At 60.7% G+C, this 15211-nt stretch carries 18 protein-coding genes; 16 read left to right on the forward strand and 2 right to left on the reverse strand.

The features are described from left to right. Positions 1–48 precede the first annotated feature (48 nt). From OKW35_RS00900 to OKW35_RS00930, 7 genes are all read left to right on the forward strand, one after another. A complete protein-coding gene (locus OKW35_RS00900; RefSeq protein ID WP_429550962.1) occupies positions 49–1134 on the forward strand; it encodes an IS630 family transposase in 1086 nt (361 codons plus the stop codon). A gap of 23 nt (positions 1135–1157) precedes the next feature. Further along, positions 1158–1886, forward strand: a complete 729-nt coding sequence (locus tag OKW35_RS00905) for a PRTRC system protein B (RefSeq protein ID WP_429550963.1) — start codon at positions 1158–1160, stop codon at positions 1884–1886. Further along, positions 1883–2518: a PRTRC system protein A gene (locus OKW35_RS00910; protein WP_429550964.1), complete on the forward strand. Its 636-nt coding sequence runs from the start codon at positions 1883–1885 to the stop codon at positions 2516–2518. The genes OKW35_RS00905 and OKW35_RS00910 overlap by 4 nt, the downstream gene beginning before the upstream one ends. After that, on the forward strand, positions 2515–3327 hold the full coding sequence (locus tag OKW35_RS00915) for a PRTRC system ThiF family protein (protein WP_429550965.1): 813 nt from the start codon (positions 2515–2517) through the stop codon (positions 3325–3327). The genes OKW35_RS00910 and OKW35_RS00915 overlap by 4 nt, the downstream gene beginning before the upstream one ends. 92 nt (positions 3328–3419) lie before the next feature. Beyond that, a complete protein-coding gene (locus OKW35_RS00920; RefSeq protein ID WP_429550966.1) occupies positions 3420–3890 on the forward strand; it encodes a hypothetical protein in 471 nt (156 codons plus the stop codon). Between the two features lie 118 nt (positions 3891–4008). After that, positions 4009–4332, forward strand: a complete 324-nt coding sequence (locus OKW35_RS00925) for a hypothetical protein (protein ID WP_429550967.1) — start codon at positions 4009–4011, stop codon at positions 4330–4332. Positions 4333–4386: 54 nt separating this feature from the next. Beyond that, positions 4387–5082, forward strand: a complete 696-nt coding sequence (locus tag OKW35_RS00930) for a hypothetical protein (protein WP_429550968.1) — start codon at positions 4387–4389, stop codon at positions 5080–5082. Positions 5083–5128: 46 nt separating this feature from the next. Here the strand turns inward: OKW35_RS00930 and OKW35_RS00935 are convergent, their stop codons facing one another. Both OKW35_RS00935 and OKW35_RS00940 read right to left on the reverse strand, forming a co-directional pair. Then, positions 5129–5524 (reverse strand): hypothetical protein, encoded by a 396-nt coding sequence (locus OKW35_RS00935; RefSeq protein WP_429550969.1) that lies wholly within the window; start codon positions 5522–5524, stop codon positions 5129–5131. 64 nt (positions 5525–5588) lie between these two features. After that, entirely contained in the window at positions 5589–6776 is a 1188-nt protein-coding gene (locus OKW35_RS00940) for a phosphoadenosine phosphosulfate reductase family protein (RefSeq protein ID WP_429550970.1), read from the reverse strand. 1258 nt (positions 6777–8034) lie between these two features. Here OKW35_RS00940 and OKW35_RS00945 point away from each other — a divergent pair. The 9 genes from OKW35_RS00945 (at position 8035) to OKW35_RS00985 (ending at position 15211) form a co-directional block, all read left to right on the forward strand. Beyond that, a complete protein-coding gene (locus OKW35_RS00945; protein ID WP_429550971.1) occupies positions 8035–8319 on the forward strand; it encodes a hypothetical protein in 285 nt (94 codons plus the stop codon). An 84-nt stretch (positions 8320–8403) separates the two neighbouring features. Beyond that, complete coding sequence (locus OKW35_RS00950) at positions 8404–8589, forward strand: hypothetical protein (RefSeq protein ID WP_429550972.1); 186 nt, start codon at positions 8404–8406, stop codon at positions 8587–8589. Positions 8590–8653: 64 nt separating this feature from the next. Then, entirely contained in the window at positions 8654–9115 is a 462-nt protein-coding gene (locus OKW35_RS00955) for a hypothetical protein (protein WP_429550973.1), read from the forward strand. Between the two features lie 82 nt (positions 9116–9197). After that, positions 9198–9590 carry a hypothetical protein gene (locus OKW35_RS00960; RefSeq protein WP_429550974.1) on the forward strand — a complete coding sequence of 131 codons (393 nt, stop codon included), beginning with the start codon at positions 9198–9200 and terminating at the stop codon, positions 9588–9590. Then, positions 9587–10039 (forward strand): hypothetical protein, encoded by a 453-nt coding sequence (locus OKW35_RS00965; protein WP_429550975.1) that lies wholly within the window; start codon positions 9587–9589, stop codon positions 10037–10039. Before OKW35_RS00960 ends, OKW35_RS00965 begins: the two co-directional genes overlap by 4 nt. A 240-nt stretch (positions 10040–10279) precedes the next feature. Continuing rightward, entirely contained in the window at positions 10280–10771 is a 492-nt protein-coding gene (locus tag OKW35_RS00970) for a hypothetical protein (protein WP_429550976.1), read from the forward strand. A 104-nt stretch (positions 10772–10875) separates the two neighbouring features. Further along, positions 10876–12210 carry a hypothetical protein gene (locus OKW35_RS00975; RefSeq protein WP_429550977.1) on the forward strand — a complete coding sequence of 445 codons (1335 nt, stop codon included), beginning with the start codon at positions 10876–10878 and terminating at the stop codon, positions 12208–12210. Positions 12211–13159: 949 nt separating this feature from the next. Then, on the forward strand, positions 13160–14185 hold the full coding sequence (locus tag OKW35_RS00980) for an ATP-binding protein (protein WP_429550978.1): 1026 nt from the start codon (positions 13160–13162) through the stop codon (positions 14183–14185). A gap of 111 nt (positions 14186–14296) precedes the next feature. Next, on the forward strand, positions 14297–15211 hold the full coding sequence (locus tag OKW35_RS00985) for a hypothetical protein (RefSeq protein WP_090812834.1): 915 nt from the start codon (positions 14297–14299) through the stop codon (positions 15209–15211).

A 15211-nucleotide genomic window follows, 5' to 3' on the forward strand; every position in this document is an offset into this window, starting at 1 on the left:
ACTTAATCGCGATTTGCGAGTCTCCTTCTAGGTGATGAGGGAGAACCCATGAGAATCGCGGCAAAAGTTGAGCTGAGCGAAGGCCAGCGCAAACAATTGGAAACGTGGGCGGCTGGGCGGAGGGTTCCGGTACGACTGGCCGAGCGTGCCAAGATGATATTGCTCGCGGCACTGGGCCACACAGACAAAGAGATCGGTGTGCAGTTGGGTATCTGGCGAGGCACGGTGGCGCGCTGGCGAGCGCGCTTCATCGCGGACGGTGTGGCGGGGATCGAGCGGGACGAGACGCGACCCGGGCGCAAGCCGAAGATCTCTGCGCGCAAGGTCAAGGCCATCGTGGCGATGACCACGCAGCAGCGTCCCGATAACGCGACGCATTGGAGTACGCGCAGCATGGCGGCAGTGGCCGGCGTCAGCGAGGCGAGCGTGAGGCGCATCTGGCAGGCGCATGGACTCAAGCCGCATCGGATAGAAACCTTCAAAGTCTCGAACGACAAGCACTTTGCCGAGAAGCTGGAGGACATCGTCGGCCTTTATCTCGATCCACCTGAGCACGCACTGGTGTTCAGTTGTGACGAGAAGTCCCAGATCCAGGCTCTGGACCGGACCCAGCCTGGCTTGCCGATGAAGCGAGGTCGAGGTCAGACGATGACGCACGATTACAAGCGCAATGGTGTGACGACGTTGTTCGCCGCGATGAACACGCTCGATGGCAGCATCATTGGTCAGTGCCAGACGAAGCATCGTCATCAAGAATGGCTGGGCTTCCTGCGCAAGATCGATCGCAGCACCCCCAAGGGTAGGGAACTACATTTGATTGCCGACAACTACGCCACTCATAAGCATCCCGAGGTGAAGGCGTGGCTGGCCAAGCACCCACGATTTCACATGCATTTCACGCCCACCAGCGCTTCCTGGCTCAATATGGTCGAACGCTTCTTTCGTGATCTGTCCGAGAACCAGCTACGGCGGTCAGCCTTTCGCTCGGTACCCGAGTTGGTCAGCACGATCGAGCAGTACATTGAAAAGCACAATGGTGATCCAAAACCCTTCATCTGGACCGCTAAAGCTTCCGACATTCTGGCGAAAGTAACGCGTGCCCGCACCAAGCTGAATAAGATGCAATCCGTTTGACGCAGACCACTAGGAGTTTTCCAATGAAAAATGTTTCGATTGGCCAGACGGGTCACGACGTTGCGTTGTCGTCAGCCCTGCTGCTTTATACCGCCCAGAATGGTTCGCACTATGCAACGGTGCATCCTGTCGCTGCGGAACGCGAAACCGGGCGCCCGATTATCGGTGCCGGTCGGCCGCTCGATCGGAAGGCCCTGATCGATGCACTGATGCAGCTGGATCGCAATGCCGCGCCCAAAGCCGATTTTCTCCCCGCGACTGTGCTTGGGGTGACGTCGGCGGCAGTGACGTGGTGGTGCCCGCCGGCTCCGCGACGCGTGTTTTTCAGGTGTGAGGAACTGGGTGAGCGCAGTGCGATCGTGCCTCATCCGGGACTGGTCTTTCAGGCCAGCACCAATGGCTTCAGTGTCTTCGCGCTGAAAGGCGACAGCAGACCTGAACCATCCACACCGCTTTTTGAGCCTCCGTACTTCAACACGTGGGACAGGGGCAAGATTTGCATCGGTTCGGCCAACGTCCCGCGTCGCATTGAGGTCGCGGCGATCGCTGGATGGGAAGAGGGCTTTTTTACTTCGGCCTTCACTCACCCGAACCACGGCGGCAAGCGTGTCGAGTACAAGAACGGCTTCTACGCGTTCTGGAAAGACATGCTCGACGGCAGCTTCGAGGCGTTTCCGCTCGATGCGCTGGTGCCGATGAAAGACGCAACTGCGGGCAAGCTCGTCGCCGGAAAGATCGGAGGTCAGCAATGAATCCGGTCGATCAGGTGTTGCAGGGTTCGTTCCCGTCCGTCATGGTTCCGGCGCGCGAACCGGTTGTCCCGATGTCCGCGTCTGGCGAGCGACTGCTCATCGCGTCCAATGGCGTGTTCCTTGAAATCAACCGGCCGTGGATACGGCTTGTCCGGCTGCTGGGCTCGTATGGCTGGCGCACGCCGGTGCCGTATGGCGAGGCGGCCGATGCCACAGAAGTCCGCTGCGGTGCTGTCCCCGGAGAGATGGTTGCCGGGTTCGCACGGATGGCGCATGCGGCTTTGCCCAACGAGGTTGGGGCGTGGATCATCTGGAACGCCTCGACTGGCGCGTTCCGGTTGGTGCCGCTTCCTTCGTTGTCGCACAGCCCGGATCACCTCCATTACGAGCGTCCGCAACTGGAAGCTGGCGAATGGCTGGTGGTTGACTGCCATTCGCATGGTCACGGCAAGGCGTTCTTTTCATCGACCGATGATCGTGACGATCAGCACGATGTGAAGCTGGCGCTTGTGCTTGGCCACTGCCATCAGACGCCGTCCGTTGCGCTGCGGTTGTGCGCAAAGGGCCGGTTTGAGGTCCAGCGCGCTATACCAGAGCGCTGGCAGGCTGCGTTGGCCCGGGAGGTCGTATGACGCTACTCCATACGACACCTGCGCACATGCTGAGCGGGCCGTGGAAGGTGGTGGTCGTGGGCGCTGGCGGGACTGGCAGCGCCTTGCTTCCTTCACTTGCACGGCTGCATCACGCGATGGTCGAGCTCGGGCATCCGGGCGGGATCGAATGTGTGGTCTACGACGATGACACGGTCAGCGAGTTCAACGTTGGCAGGCAGGGCTTCTATCCAAACGACGTCGGCCAGTACAAGGCGACGCTGCTGGTAAACCGCCTGAACCTGCTGATGGGAACGAACTGGACCGCCGAGCCGCGCCGCGTCGATTCGAAGCTGAATCTGTATGCGGACATGGTGATTGGCTGCGTCGATTCGAGGCGTGCGCGTCATGCGATCGCGCAGGCTGCGAAGCGGGGCAAGGTTCGCTATTACCTCGACTGCGGCAACGAGACGGATCGTGGCCAGGTGATTCTCGGCGAGTTCGGCAAGGCACGGCATGACAGGCTACCTCACGTGGGCGACCTGTTTCCCGACCTGCTGAATCCGAAGAATGACAAGGGCGACGATGCGCCGTCCTGTTCGATGGCCGATGCACTGCGCAAGCAGTCGCTGGTCATCAACCAGGCGATCTCGGTGCAGGCGTTCAATCTGTTGTGGTCACTGTTTCGCAACGGTGGCCTCAATTTCTCGGGCGTGTTTGTGAACCTCGCAACGGGGAGAACGAACCCGATTCCCATCGATCCGGCGGCATGGGCGCGATTTGGCTATGACGCGCCAAAGCCGCCTGTGAAAAAGACCAGAAAGCCCGCAAAGGCCAAGGTCTCCGTCTGAGTCGCACCCGTTCAGAGTGCGGCGCTATACCTCTCTGATGACCCCGCTTCGGCGGGGCATCGAATTCCCTATCTCAAACTGGAGGAGTCTCAATGACCCAACAAAAACCGTCGACCCCGGTCGGCAAGATGCTCATTCGCTGTGCCCAGTCCGCGGCGGCTGGAGCCGCTGTTTCGTATGCGGCCAACCACTACGCGGTGGTGCCGGTGCTCCAATCGCTCGCGCAGGCGGTCCTGCATCACGAGGAGCTTGTCAGCCCTGACGTCGGGAAGCGGCTGCTCATGGTGCTCGCGGTTGCTGCTTTGTTGTTCGCGGCGTCAATTGCGACTGAGCGGCGTCGCAATGCATTTCTCGATGCCGTCGCTTCGCGCGGCCGGCGCCTCGCAGGCTGGCTGATGGCCGGTGCTGCGGCGAAGGTCTGTTTCGTCTGCGGCGCGCTGGCGGGTTTCGGCGGTCAAGGCCTGCTCGCAGGCCTGCTGACGCTCGTGATGTACGGCGTTGTTCTCCTGTGCGTTTGGCATCTGGTGATGTCTGCGCAGATGCCTCGCCGTTCCCGGTCGTAACCGACCCTCTTTCTCTGCCGCCCTCGTGGCGGCTTTTTTCTTTTCCCTCAGCGGGTTCGCAGCCCGTTGGGGGCTGCTCCGCATTTACATATCGGAGCTTCAAATGAGTGCAACTATATTGACTGGCAAGAAGGCTGGCGCTTTCCAGGCGGCGGATGGCGAATGGATGTTCGCGTTGTTCGAGCGGACGTACGAGAAGAACTGTTATCCCCACATCGACCAGTGGTCAGCGATGGCATTTGGGCGATATGCCGACGTGATGCGAAGGGTGTTCAGACACGCTTCATCGTGCGAAGGCGGCATGCTGCAAAGCCGCGCGGGCTACATCAGGCCAGAAAATTACATTGCGACCTGGCGGTCGTTGCTCGCGAAGCCATTCCGGCTTCCTGACCAGACAATCCGGCTGGACGTTTCAACGTCCTTCCGGGCGGCGATTCCCTAAGCGTCGCTCGATGACGTTCGCAGCAGTCTGACCGCTGCGGGATTCGCTGAGCGCGTGGACGAAGTGGTAGGCGGGCAAGCGAAAGTCTCGTTGTACGGCGACGCTGCGCTGCTGGAGGCCATTTACGGCGAAAGCGGGGCGCTCAGCGCATGGCGAGTGCTGCGGGAGCATGACTGCTCAAGTGTGCCGGTCGCCGCGGACCTCAAGCTGCCGTCTCGTGACTCGTCGGCGCTTGACCGGATGCCGGCGGTGCGATGCTACAAGATCGATAATGAAAACCGCTTGGTGTCTTTCGACGGGCAACCGTGGGAAAACGCGGGCTGGCAGTATTCAGCGATCGGTAGCTTCATCACGGGCGTTGCCTATCCGATTGAAATGGAAGCAGCCGGTTTCGCGAAGGCTGCGATTCCGGTGTATCGCGAGTGGGTGCGGAACGCTGCCCCGTTGCCGGGCGAGACAGTCATCGAAATCACCCGGTTGCCACAGGGTCTCGAGGACTATTGCGCGCGTGTTGCCGACGAGCTCGCAGGCTACCTCGGGCTTGCTGACGGCGAGGGCCATGCGCCTGAACGGTTCAGTTTCCGGTTTGGCGAAGTGCCTGCCGAGCCGCGCGGCTCAGCGATGTACAAGCTGTGCAATCTGCGTAGCCAGCAGGCGAAGTGGACCTTGCCGCAAGACACCGCGTCGACGCAGCCGGTCGACGAGGCAATATCCACGGACCTCGTCCAGATGATTCTCGAACTGGATTAATTTCTGACGACAAGCGCCGCTCCCCAACAAGGAGCGGCGTTTTTTTTTACCAGTAGCGACGACGGCGACGCGCGTAGATGGCGGCTGCAAGCAGTCCAACGAAAAGCGCTTCGACACCCCATTTCACCCAGTCACTGTTGATGAGCGGATCACCGATCGGCCGGAAAAAGTCTTCTGTGTCGCGACCACCGCTAGCGATGCTGTCGAGCACCGGCCAGATTGAGGGCCACGCGATGACGAAGAAGCCGGCGAGGAGGGGCAGGGCGAAGTCGTCCAGAAACCGCCATGCAGCGAAAAGAATGACCGCCGAGAACAGGATCGGGACCGTCGCTGTGCACACGGATGAGAAACTGGCTCCGAGAGTCCGCGAGATCCAGAACAGGCCGCCAATGATGGCCAAAATAAACAGGCCGATGAGTGAAGAGGTAGCGTCGTTGCGCATGGGAAGGTGCCTTTGCAGTTGGTTGGGGATAAATAGGAAAGCGGCGAATACCGCCGCATGGTGCTCAGAACACAAAAGCCTTCTGAGCCGGCGTTTCGGGCTCGCTTTGCGTAGCACCCGCGGTCGCTCGAGCGGCGAGCAACGAGTCGTAGCGAGCTGCAACCGACTCCGCTGTCGTGTAATCGACGTCGAAGCCGACGAAAGCTGCGACGCGCGAGCGCACGCTTGCGATCAGCGCGGCCTCCTGCGGGCTTGGAAGGTGGGTGGGCCAGCCTGCGGTGTAAAGAAGATGGGCCGGTATCTCGGCTTCAACTGCAACTCGCGCGGCGGCCGCCACCTTGGCTCGGGCCACGGCGGCGAGAAGCGATGCAGGAAGGAGATCGGGCGCAACGTCCGCGAGCCATCGTTGGCCTTGGAATGCGAAGGTCGATGCGGCCTCGATTGCCACCATCTCACGGTAGAGATCATGGTTGTCGGTGCATCCGGCCGCTGCGCGCAGGTCGTCCAGGGAACTCATGATGCAGAAGGCGCATGAGACGCGTGAAGCGCCGTACCGCGTGTACGCCTCGTGCAGCGCCAAGCCCGCGTCGGCAATTTCCTGGAACACGTCCTCGACCGGCCATTCGATAATGGCGTTCCAGGTCATGCCCTGATTCCCGCGACGCGTCAGCGCGGCGAGCGGCGCGGCAACGGGCATCTTGCTGCGGGCGGAGCTTTCCTGGCGGCGAACGCCCGTTACATTCACGATGTCGTGCGTCGGATACCGCTTCTTCAGTGCGCTTGTGATGACGGCCGTTTCCAACTCGGAGGTGCAAAAGCGCATGGACGGCGTGCTCCACGGCAGGATCAGTCGCACGCAGGACAGTTCTCTGTAACGCGTCACGTTGTTTTCCCAACGCTTCTGCCAGCGCGCCAACATGTCGCCCGCCTGCCGTCGCACCGTCATTAGCTCCCAGCCAAGGTGCGCGGCCAACCGTTCGCAGGCTGGTGCACTGTCCTTCCACTCCACACGACCGAGGTCGGCATGGACGAGGACACGCGGACCGGTGTGCCCGATCAGGTCAAGGTAACGTGCTACGGCCAGCGCGCACGCGACGCTGTCCTTGCCGCCGCTCACGCCGATAGCGACAACGGCATCGCCATCGAGAAGCGCGTTCACTTCTGCGGTGCTGGCGATGGTTCGCTGGACACGCGTGGCCGGGCTGGTGAGGCGCTCGCGGAGCGACGAGAGGTCGATGATCTGAAGGGACATGGCGCGCAGTGGAAGTAATCGTGTTGATTCATCTTCGCAGTTGCAGCGCAAAGTCAAGGCATCGCCGCAGACGATCGCGGTGATAGCGAATCGGCCCCTAATGAGGCGTCTTTTCGGAGGATTGGCGCTCGGGCACGTCGATACAATGAAGTCTCTCTCTTGTTCGTAACGACCACCCTCGGAAAGACGAACTCTTCAGGCCAGCCCTCGGGCTGGCTTTTTTTTCGGTGCGCCAGGCATGGCGCGCAGCGCCGTGAAAGGCGCTATCTGGATCGCTGTGGTGGCGAACTGGATGACTTGGGGGTGAGAGTCCCCTACACACCCGGCAAGGGGAAGTGTTAGCGGACGGCAAGGGTGTCCATCGTGAGGTGGAATCTGAAGGAAGCCGAAGGCAAAGCGCTGGCCTGACGAACAGGAAGCGGATATCAGGCGGTATGGCGGGGTGAGCAGGCCGAAATCTGTAAAGCCCGATACTTGCACGGAACGCCATGACGTAGATCCGACAGGCATAAGCGTGAAGGTCGCGCGCATTACCCTGGGAGATCTGCCATCCTGCCTTGTGCTACTGGCATCGAGAGGTGTCGGAATGGGGTGGCAGAAGTCAGCAGAGGTCGTAGTAGCCGTTGAAACCGGAGCGGCGAAGGGCCAAACCTGTCACGAGTGGCAAGTCACGCGTGATCTCTGCGTATCTGGGCAGAAGCCTCGGCCACGCCGGGGGCCTGCAGCCATGCTGGAGGGGCCGGAAGCCCCGAGAGAGGCTGAGGTGTCCATCGGATGCCAGGCGACACGACGCACGAAACAAGCTCACGCCGACGACCGATCCGGTCCGAGGCTGACGGGAAACGCCGGATACGTGGACCGTACGTCCGGTGTTGTGGGAGGACGGCGGGGGCAACCCAGCCTCCTACCCGATCCCGTTGTGGGACGCGGCCAGGGAGAGACGGGTGGAAATCTGGAGCATTGCGGGCGTGGCCCGTGCTCTGTGTCGATAGACTGGCTTCATTCCCTGCGCTACTGCGCATCGACCTCCCGATAGTCCTCCAGAGGACCGTCCATTTTTTCTCTCCAGCCATTCACTCGTTGAATGGATCACTGAAAGGCTGACGTTCGCGTCAGCCTTTTCCTTTCTCCCGATGGTTTCTCCATCGTTCGTTGCACGCTGTAGCTACAAGGCGGATTTCGCGTCCGTCCAATTCCATGTACCCATCTGGGAGCCTCCTCCCGCACGGGACCGGCTCCCTTTCAAAGGAGCCGCACCATGTCGCAGCAAATTATCGCTTCCAAAGAACTCTCACGTGTCCTGGCCGTTTCAGCCGAAGCGCATAGAGTTCCGGAAAAGTGGGGCTTTCGCGAAAATCAGCGTGTTGTCGCGCAAGCTGTCGCGACTTTGCCTATCAGGACGTTCAGTGGCTCCATTCTCTATCTCTGGAGCGACGGGACGGCAACAGTGAAGTTTGACTACGACTTCGCGTTCGACGCTGAGCGCGAGCTCGTCAGCAATGGTCGGGTCGATCTGCATTACCTCACGCGCCTCGCTTCGTAAGTAACACTCTCTTTTCTTCTTTTTAACCCTGTGGGGAACGTCCCTACGGGGCGTTTCTCGTCATTTTTTTAAACGAGGAACGTCATGTCCACTGTTCGAAATTTTCATGGCCGCACCGAAGCGGTAACGCTGTCGGTTCGTCCCTGCTCGCCGCGACTGGGCAGCACCCATACCTACGTCCTGAACGGCACGCTCATGCGCGACGTTCTGGTGAACGGAAAGTGGGTAACTGTCCATACGAGCGAGCCTCGTCTTCGTCTCGCTCGCTAAATTCATTTCCCCGTCAGGGCAACCTCCCTGACGGGTGGTTGCCCATTTTTTCGTTGAGGCAACCATGTTCAAACTTCTGATCAGCACCGTCCTGCTTTCGTTTCTCACCGCTTGCGCCAGTGCGGATTTCGGCTCGCCGAACACGTACCAGCGTTACGACGTCCAGCGCATCGGACAGATGGAGCAGGCAACGATCATTCGCGTTCGTCAGATCACGATCGAGTCCAGTTCCGATTCATCGGGGCTGACTTCGATTGTGAGTGCCGCGGCCAGCGCTTTCCTCGGCTCCCAGATCATCGGGAACGGACGCGGCCGTTATATTTCCGGCGCTCTGTCGGGCGCGGCTGCCGGGTTCATTTCGCAACACGTCAGCGCTGCGATGTCGCGTCACAGCGGCGTCGAGGTCTTCCTTCGACGGGCCAACGGCCAGACCGTTGTTGTGTCGCAGGTTGATGACCAGCAATTCGCGCCTGGCGAACACGTTTATCTGATTTCCAGCGGGTCCGGCTACCGGATTACCCACTGATTCTGCGCGCGCCGTCACCGGTGCGCTTTCCCTTGCGGGGCAACTCCCCGCAAGGGGTTGCCTCGTCTTTTCGAGGTTCAACATGAAATTGCCCAAGCTGTTCTACGCGGATCGTCGATCCGCTGGCGCCGGCGCTACCGCTGCTCTCCAGCAGCAGGCCTCGCGCGTTCTTCGCCGTGTCGCGCAAGACCTGCGTCTTCGGTCCCATCAAATTGTTGTTCAACCCGCGCGCCGCAATTTTCCGGGCCGCGTGTCTCTTCGCACCGAGACGTTATTTGTCGACGTGCTGGAGCATCCTTGCCAGAAGCCGGTGGCGCTAAGCTTTCGCACGCGCCGCGGTCGCTCAGACCTCACGGGTGGCGGTGAGAACCATGTGCCGCTCGAGCAGATCGAGACGGCAGGTGGCTATCAGTCGTTCCTCGACGGGCTGCGTCTCGCCGGGGGCATCGACACCTCTTCAGGAGGTCGCCGATGAAACTCGCGAAGGTCAAGGTCGAGTACACGGGCGGCACGACGATTACGGAACGGGTGACACTCGATCCGGAAACCGGGCAGGTGCATCTGCCGCCGCGTCTTCATGCACTTATGCAGACGATGGACGAAAACGAGTGCTCGCCATCGTTTGTACTGGAATACAACGGTTCGAGGCTGCCGGTCACGATGGATTCAAGCGGATTGCGGAAAGTCGTCATCCCCATGGAACCACGATCAGGCTTCCGGCAAGTGTTAGACCCGACGAAGGACCAGCGGCAGCAGAATGCGCGCTACCTGCATACGCTCTCAGCTGCGTCCGTTGGCGGATTGGTCGGATATGTCCATGCAGCATCCAGTCTGGACTTCACAACGGCGGCCGGCACAGGGATTCTGGCCGTAGTTGCGATACTATTGTGGTACGTTGGCTTCGTCGGAATGAAAGGAGATTGAAATGGTTGCAAACCTCATCACTCTCGTTGTGGGCGTGTCCATTGCAGCATTCTTTCTCTGGACAAATAACAACGGCATCAAGCGCGATCGTGAGCGCGCGTGGGGCAAGCGTGATTGACGACGTGGCGTAAGGCCGCGTCCCAGAAGTAGGAGCCGTACCCTTATGGGTGCGGTTTTTTTTCGCCTTTTTAGACCACTGAGCGCGCCTTCGGGCGCGTTTTTTCTTTTGTGAGACCAGAAATGAACCATGCATTTGTGAAGCCGGCCGGTTTTCAGGAGCCCGTTGCAATCGGCTCAGGCGTTGTCGAGGGCTTCGTCGCTTCGGTCGCTGCTGGAAATGGAAACATCCCGCGCCGCGAGCGACTTGATGTGGAAGGCAAGACCGTTGGAGAAGTCTGTTCGATGCTCTGCAAGGTGTTGCGCAGTACGGAGCTTGAGCCGGAGTGGCTCGTGACTGCAAACATGCTGGACGATGCCAACGAAGCGACCAGCGGTGCGCGGATGGACAGAGTCTGGCCTGCAGACAGCGTCTGGAATCGCGTGGCCGTCTCGGTTGACATCGGCAGATCCGAAGGCTGGATTGTTCATGTCGACTGGATCAGCCGAACGGAGTTACCGGACGTTGTCGGCCGCGGATATGCCGTGATGCCGCTCCTGCGCGCAAAGGTGTTCGTTGCAGATCAGGCGTGGGAGCTGGCGCGCTTTATTGCACGCGCGATCGACGTCGCGTAACCCCGACTTTTTCGCGTCGTAAGGCGCAACCATCAATTCAACCCTCTGCGGGCACTCGACCCGACAAGGGAACGATTGCCCGCTTCCTTTTGCCCGGAGCAATCGTGTATCAACTTTCCTTCGCTGGTCTTTCCCTATCCATCGGTACGCTGCTTGAAGTGCTGGCAGTCTTCAGAACCGACACTCGCCTTCTCTCCGTTGGATCCTCTGACATCGTGCTTATGCATGGCGGTCAGCCCGTTGCCGTCACCCGTTACAACGGGACATTGACGGTGCGCCGACCGGGCGCCGCTCAGGACCTGTTCCTCTCGATGATTGACGAGATCGACGGTGCATACTTCCGTCCGAACGGCGTTGTGCAGGCAGCATGGCAGATCCGTCGCTCGCACTGGAAGCTGCTGTATGACGCTTTCGACCTCACGTCGCATCCCCGGCTCATCTTTTCGTCGGAGCAGATCGACGCGGCGGCCGATGGGCGAGGCCACCTTGGTTTGCATGAGTTGCTGCAGACCGAGTGCGAGCGCCGGTTCGGGTTTCGTTACGCGGGCCCGGAGTACGGCCGCACCCGGCATCTCAACGGCCGGCATGAAGTGCATGTAGCGTATGCGCTTGCTGAAGGGTGGCCAGTTCCTGAGGCGGTGCTCGCGGAATATCGTGAGCTGCCCGACAGGTTCACGACCGATGTGACGTGGGGCCGGGCACTGATAGACGTCCCCGAGCTACGAGGCGCGATGTCTCCTGACAAGGCTCGAGTGTTAGTGAGCGTGATGTCGCGCGAGAAAGGCGGCATTCATTCGGGCAATGCAGCGCTGCTCGCGATGGTCATGCGGCTGGCTCCGAACAAGCCGACGTACGCAGAAGTCGATGATCTGCTGTTCCGCCACGGTCTCGTTGAGGCGTACAGCCTGCCTGAGCGGTACGCGACGCCCCAGCCGCTTGGAACGCCTGTCTCGAAGTTCGCCGAGGTGTATCGAACGAACATGGCGGACAAGCGGCGGGATACCGAGATGGCACGCCTTCGCAGGGAGCGCGAGGCGGGGCGGATGTCGCAACGGACGTTCGATCTCCAGATGCAGATCGCGCAGCTGGAGCATGGACGCGAGACCTTCGCTTTCGGAAACGAAATTTCCGGGGCGATTGACGGCGGCGATGTGCGGTACCTGCTGGACATCATGGACTGCCCGGACGACCGTAATCGCGTCTCAAAGCAGACGGTGCGCGAAGTGTTCAACGCCAAGCTGCTCGGGGTGCGTGCTGCCGCGCGGCGACGCGCGATTTTTGCGTTGGCGGGCTTCGATGAAGCCGGTCAGGCTGAGTGGGAAGCGGCCGGCTCCCAGCAGGCTCGCGAGCGGGTTGTGGAAGCGCATCAAGCGGCGCGTGCGGCCGCAAGCATCCATCCGACTGTCTACGCGCGGGCGAATGTGGCGCACCACGCCTGATAAGCGTTCGTCTCAACACTTTTCGACAACCCGGCCTCGTGCCGGGTTTTTTTTCGGTGCGCCAGGCATGGCGCGCAGCGCCGTGAAAGGCGCTATCTGGATCGCTGTGGTGGCGAACTGGATGACTTGGGGGTGAGAGTCCCCTACACACCCGGCAAGGGGAAGTGTTAGCGGACGGCAAGGGTGTCCATCGTGAGGTGGAATCTGAAGGAAGCCGAAGGCAAAGCGCTGGCCTGACGAACAGGAAGCGGATATCAGGCGGTATGGCGGGGTGAGCAGGCCGAAATCTGTAAAGCCCGATACTTGCACGGAACGCCATGACGTAGATCCGACAGGCATAAGCGTGAAGGTCGCGCGTATTACCCTGGGAGATCTGCCATCCTGCCTTGTGCTACTGGCATCGAGAGGTGTCGGAATGGGGTGGCAGAAGTCAGCAGAGGTCGTAGTAGCCGTTGAAACCGGAGCGGCGAAGGGCCAAACCTGTCACGAGTGGCAAGTCACGCGTGATCTCTGCGTATCTGGGCAGAAGCCTCGGCCACGCCGGGGGCCTGCAGCCATGCTGGAGGGGCCGGAAGCCCCGAGAGAGGCTGAGGTGTCCATCGGATGCCAGGCGACACGACGCACGAAACAAGCTCACGCCGACGACCGATCCGGTCCGAGGCTGACGGGAAACGCCGGATACGTGGACCGTACGTCCGGTGTTGTGGGAGGACGGCGGGGGCAACCCCGCCTCCTACCCGATCCTGCTGCCGGGGCGGCGAAGCTAAGGCCATATAAAAAAGCGACGATTCGGGGAGCGGGCCGGTTGGTCGCTCCCTACACTGAGGACTTCACCCGCGTCATTGACGCATCGACCCGCCGACACGTCGGCATCTATTTATCGCCCCTGAGGGACCACGTCCCTTCGGGCGTAGTCTTTCCGGGGCTTTCTCTTTTCTGGAAAGCCATCATGAAAGTTACGCCCGCACAACTGACCGAACTGCTCTCGCTGTATGTACCGAAGCGTCTGCCGGTGCTCATTACCGGTCGCCCGGGTATCGGCAAGAGCGACATCGTCGAGCAGACCGCTCGCGACACCAATCACGACCTGCTCATCAGCCATCCCGTCGTTGAAGATCCGACCGACTCGAAAGGGTTGCCGTTTCCTTCTGCCGATGGGGCAACTGCGAAGTTCCTGCCGTTCGGTGACCTGGAACGCGCGATGACGGCGAGACGCCCGCTCATCTGGTTCCTGGACGATCTGGGGCAGGCCTCGCCCGCGGTTCAGGCAGCGAAGATGCAGCTGCTGCTGGCGCGCCGCGTCGGTGAGCACGTTCTGCCATCCCACGTCACGTTTCTCGCGGCCACCAACCGCCGCACCGACAACGCCGGGGTGACGGGAATTCTTGATCCCGTGATTTCGCGCTTTGCCACGGTTGTAGAGCTGGAGCCAACCATCGACGACTGGTCCGCCTGGGCCAATCGAGCAGACGTGCCGCCGGAGCTGATTGCGTTCCTGCGCTTTCGTCAGGATCTGCTGTCGGTGCAGAAGACGTCGCGTGACATCGAAAACGTGCCGAGTCCCCGAAGCTGGGGATTCGTCGCCAAGACGATGGGCGTGGTGCCAAGGCATCTTGAGCATATCTCCTACGCGGGATCGGTCGGCGAAGGCGCTGCAACGGAGCTTGTCAGCTTCCTGCAGATCTATCGCGAACTGCCGAATCCGGACGCCATCCTGGCGACGCCGGACTCAGCCCCGATCCCTGAAAAGACGTCGGCGCTCTATGCCATTTCAACGGCGTTGGCGGCTCGTGCAACCGAGGGAAACTTCGATCGCGTGGTGACGTACACCGAGCGGATGATCGAAGCGGGACACCGCGAGTTCGCTGCTCTGCTCGTGCGTGACTCACTGCAACGCTCACCGGCTGTCGCCAACTCCTACGCCTTTATCCGGGCGCAGGGCGGTGAGATCGGCAAGATCATCAAAGGCGATTAAGCCACCAACTTTTTCCCGAAGCAGTTCAACCCCTTGGCCCTGAAGCGTCTTCCGACGCCCAGGGCCATTTTCTTTGCCTCATCCATTCCATTTCTCTACCGGAGTTTTCTCATGAACATCTCTAACATCCAGTCGAAAGTCATGCTGTGCTCGGTCACGATCTCCACGTGGGTTGCCCGTCGATTCGACGGCAAGGCTACCGAAGAGGTCGAAAACCGACACCATGCGAAGGGCATCGGCAGATTCAACAAGCGCCTGTTGCCCGAGCACGCGCCAAGCTACAAGGAAGTGCTCACGATCGCGAGCCGCATCCGGGGCTACTTCTATGATCACTCGCTGAAGTACGACCAGCTTGGCGTTCGCCTGCTCCCGACGATGGTGTACATGGAGTTCGCCGACAAGATGCGCTCGTTAAAAGACGAGTTCGATCTGGCGGTGTCCGTGTTCCTCACCGACTACCTGAACCTGAAGGAGCTCGCCCGCGCAGAACTCAATGGGCTGTTCAACGAGGCGGACTACCCGACCCTCGCGGAACTGCACACGAAGTTTGGCGTGAAGATGGCGGTGCTGCCGTTTCCGGACGCGAGCCAGTTTGGCGTCGATCTGCCGGAAAACGTACTGACGACGCTGAAAAGCGAACTCGACCAGCATGTGCTCGCCTCGATCACCACGGCGAACGAGGATCTGGTGGAGCGCCTGTACGAGGCGGTATCGCAGATGGCTTCCCGGCTGTATGCGACCGGCAATGTGCGGCTCGACGTGGCCAACAACGTGCGCGATCTGTGCGCGTTGCTGCCGAAGCTGAACTTCGCTAACGATCCGAAGCTGACGCACATCCTTGAACAGGCAAAGACGCATCTTGCCGTTCACACGGGTGCGGACCTGAAAGAGTCGCGCGTCCTGCGTTCCCAGGTGGCCAGCAAGGCACAGGAGATCGAAGGGCTCATGGCCGCTTTCATGGGCATCGCCCCGGAAACGGAGATCGAGCGGGCCGAGACGGGCAACCAGTTGCGGCTCGTCGCGTAA

This window comes from Paraburkholderia sp. MM5477-R1, assembly GCF_050436385.1.
In the GTDB taxonomy this organism is placed as follows: Bacteria; Pseudomonadota; Gammaproteobacteria; order Burkholderiales; family Burkholderiaceae; genus Paraburkholderia; species Paraburkholderia tuberum.

Bases quoted from the DNA above. Each gene is read 5' to 3' on its own strand.
- OKW35_RS00985 (WP_090812834.1), top strand. From the start codon at position 14,297: ATGAACATCTCTAACATCCAGTCGAAAGTCATGCTGTGCTCGGTCACG.
- OKW35_RS00950 (WP_429550972.1), top strand. From the start codon at position 8,404: ATGTCCACTGTTCGAAATTTTCATGGCCGCACCGAAGCGGTAACGCTG.
- OKW35_RS00905 (WP_429550963.1), top strand. From the start codon at position 1,158: ATGAAAAATGTTTCGATTGGCCAGACGGGTCACGACGTTGCGTTGTCG.
- OKW35_RS00955 (WP_429550973.1), top strand. From the start codon at position 8,654: ATGTTCAAACTTCTGATCAGCACCGTCCTGCTTTCGTTTCTCACCGCT.
- OKW35_RS00910 (WP_429550964.1), top strand. From the start codon at position 1,883: ATGAATCCGGTCGATCAGGTGTTGCAGGGTTCGTTCCCGTCCGTCATG.
- OKW35_RS00935 (WP_429550969.1), bottom strand. From the start codon at position 5,524: ATGCGCAACGACGCTACCTCTTCACTCATCGGCCTGTTTATTTTGGCC.
- OKW35_RS00965 (WP_429550975.1), top strand. From the start codon at position 9,587: ATGAAACTCGCGAAGGTCAAGGTCGAGTACACGGGCGGCACGACGATT.
- OKW35_RS00915 (WP_429550965.1), top strand. From the start codon at position 2,515: ATGACGCTACTCCATACGACACCTGCGCACATGCTGAGCGGGCCGTGG.
- OKW35_RS00970 (WP_429550976.1), top strand. From the start codon at position 10,280: ATGAACCATGCATTTGTGAAGCCGGCCGGTTTTCAGGAGCCCGTTGCA.
- OKW35_RS00940 (WP_429550970.1), bottom strand. From the start codon at position 6,776: ATGTCCCTTCAGATCATCGACCTCTCGTCGCTCCGCGAGCGCCTCACC.
- OKW35_RS00920 (WP_429550966.1), top strand. From the start codon at position 3,420: ATGACCCAACAAAAACCGTCGACCCCGGTCGGCAAGATGCTCATTCGC.
- OKW35_RS00980 (WP_429550978.1), top strand. From the start codon at position 13,160: ATGAAAGTTACGCCCGCACAACTGACCGAACTGCTCTCGCTGTATGTA.
- OKW35_RS00900 (WP_429550962.1), top strand. From the start codon at position 49: ATGAGAATCGCGGCAAAAGTTGAGCTGAGCGAAGGCCAGCGCAAACAA.
- OKW35_RS00960 (WP_429550974.1), top strand. From the start codon at position 9,198: ATGAAATTGCCCAAGCTGTTCTACGCGGATCGTCGATCCGCTGGCGCC.
- OKW35_RS00945 (WP_429550971.1), top strand. From the start codon at position 8,035: ATGTCGCAGCAAATTATCGCTTCCAAAGAACTCTCACGTGTCCTGGCC.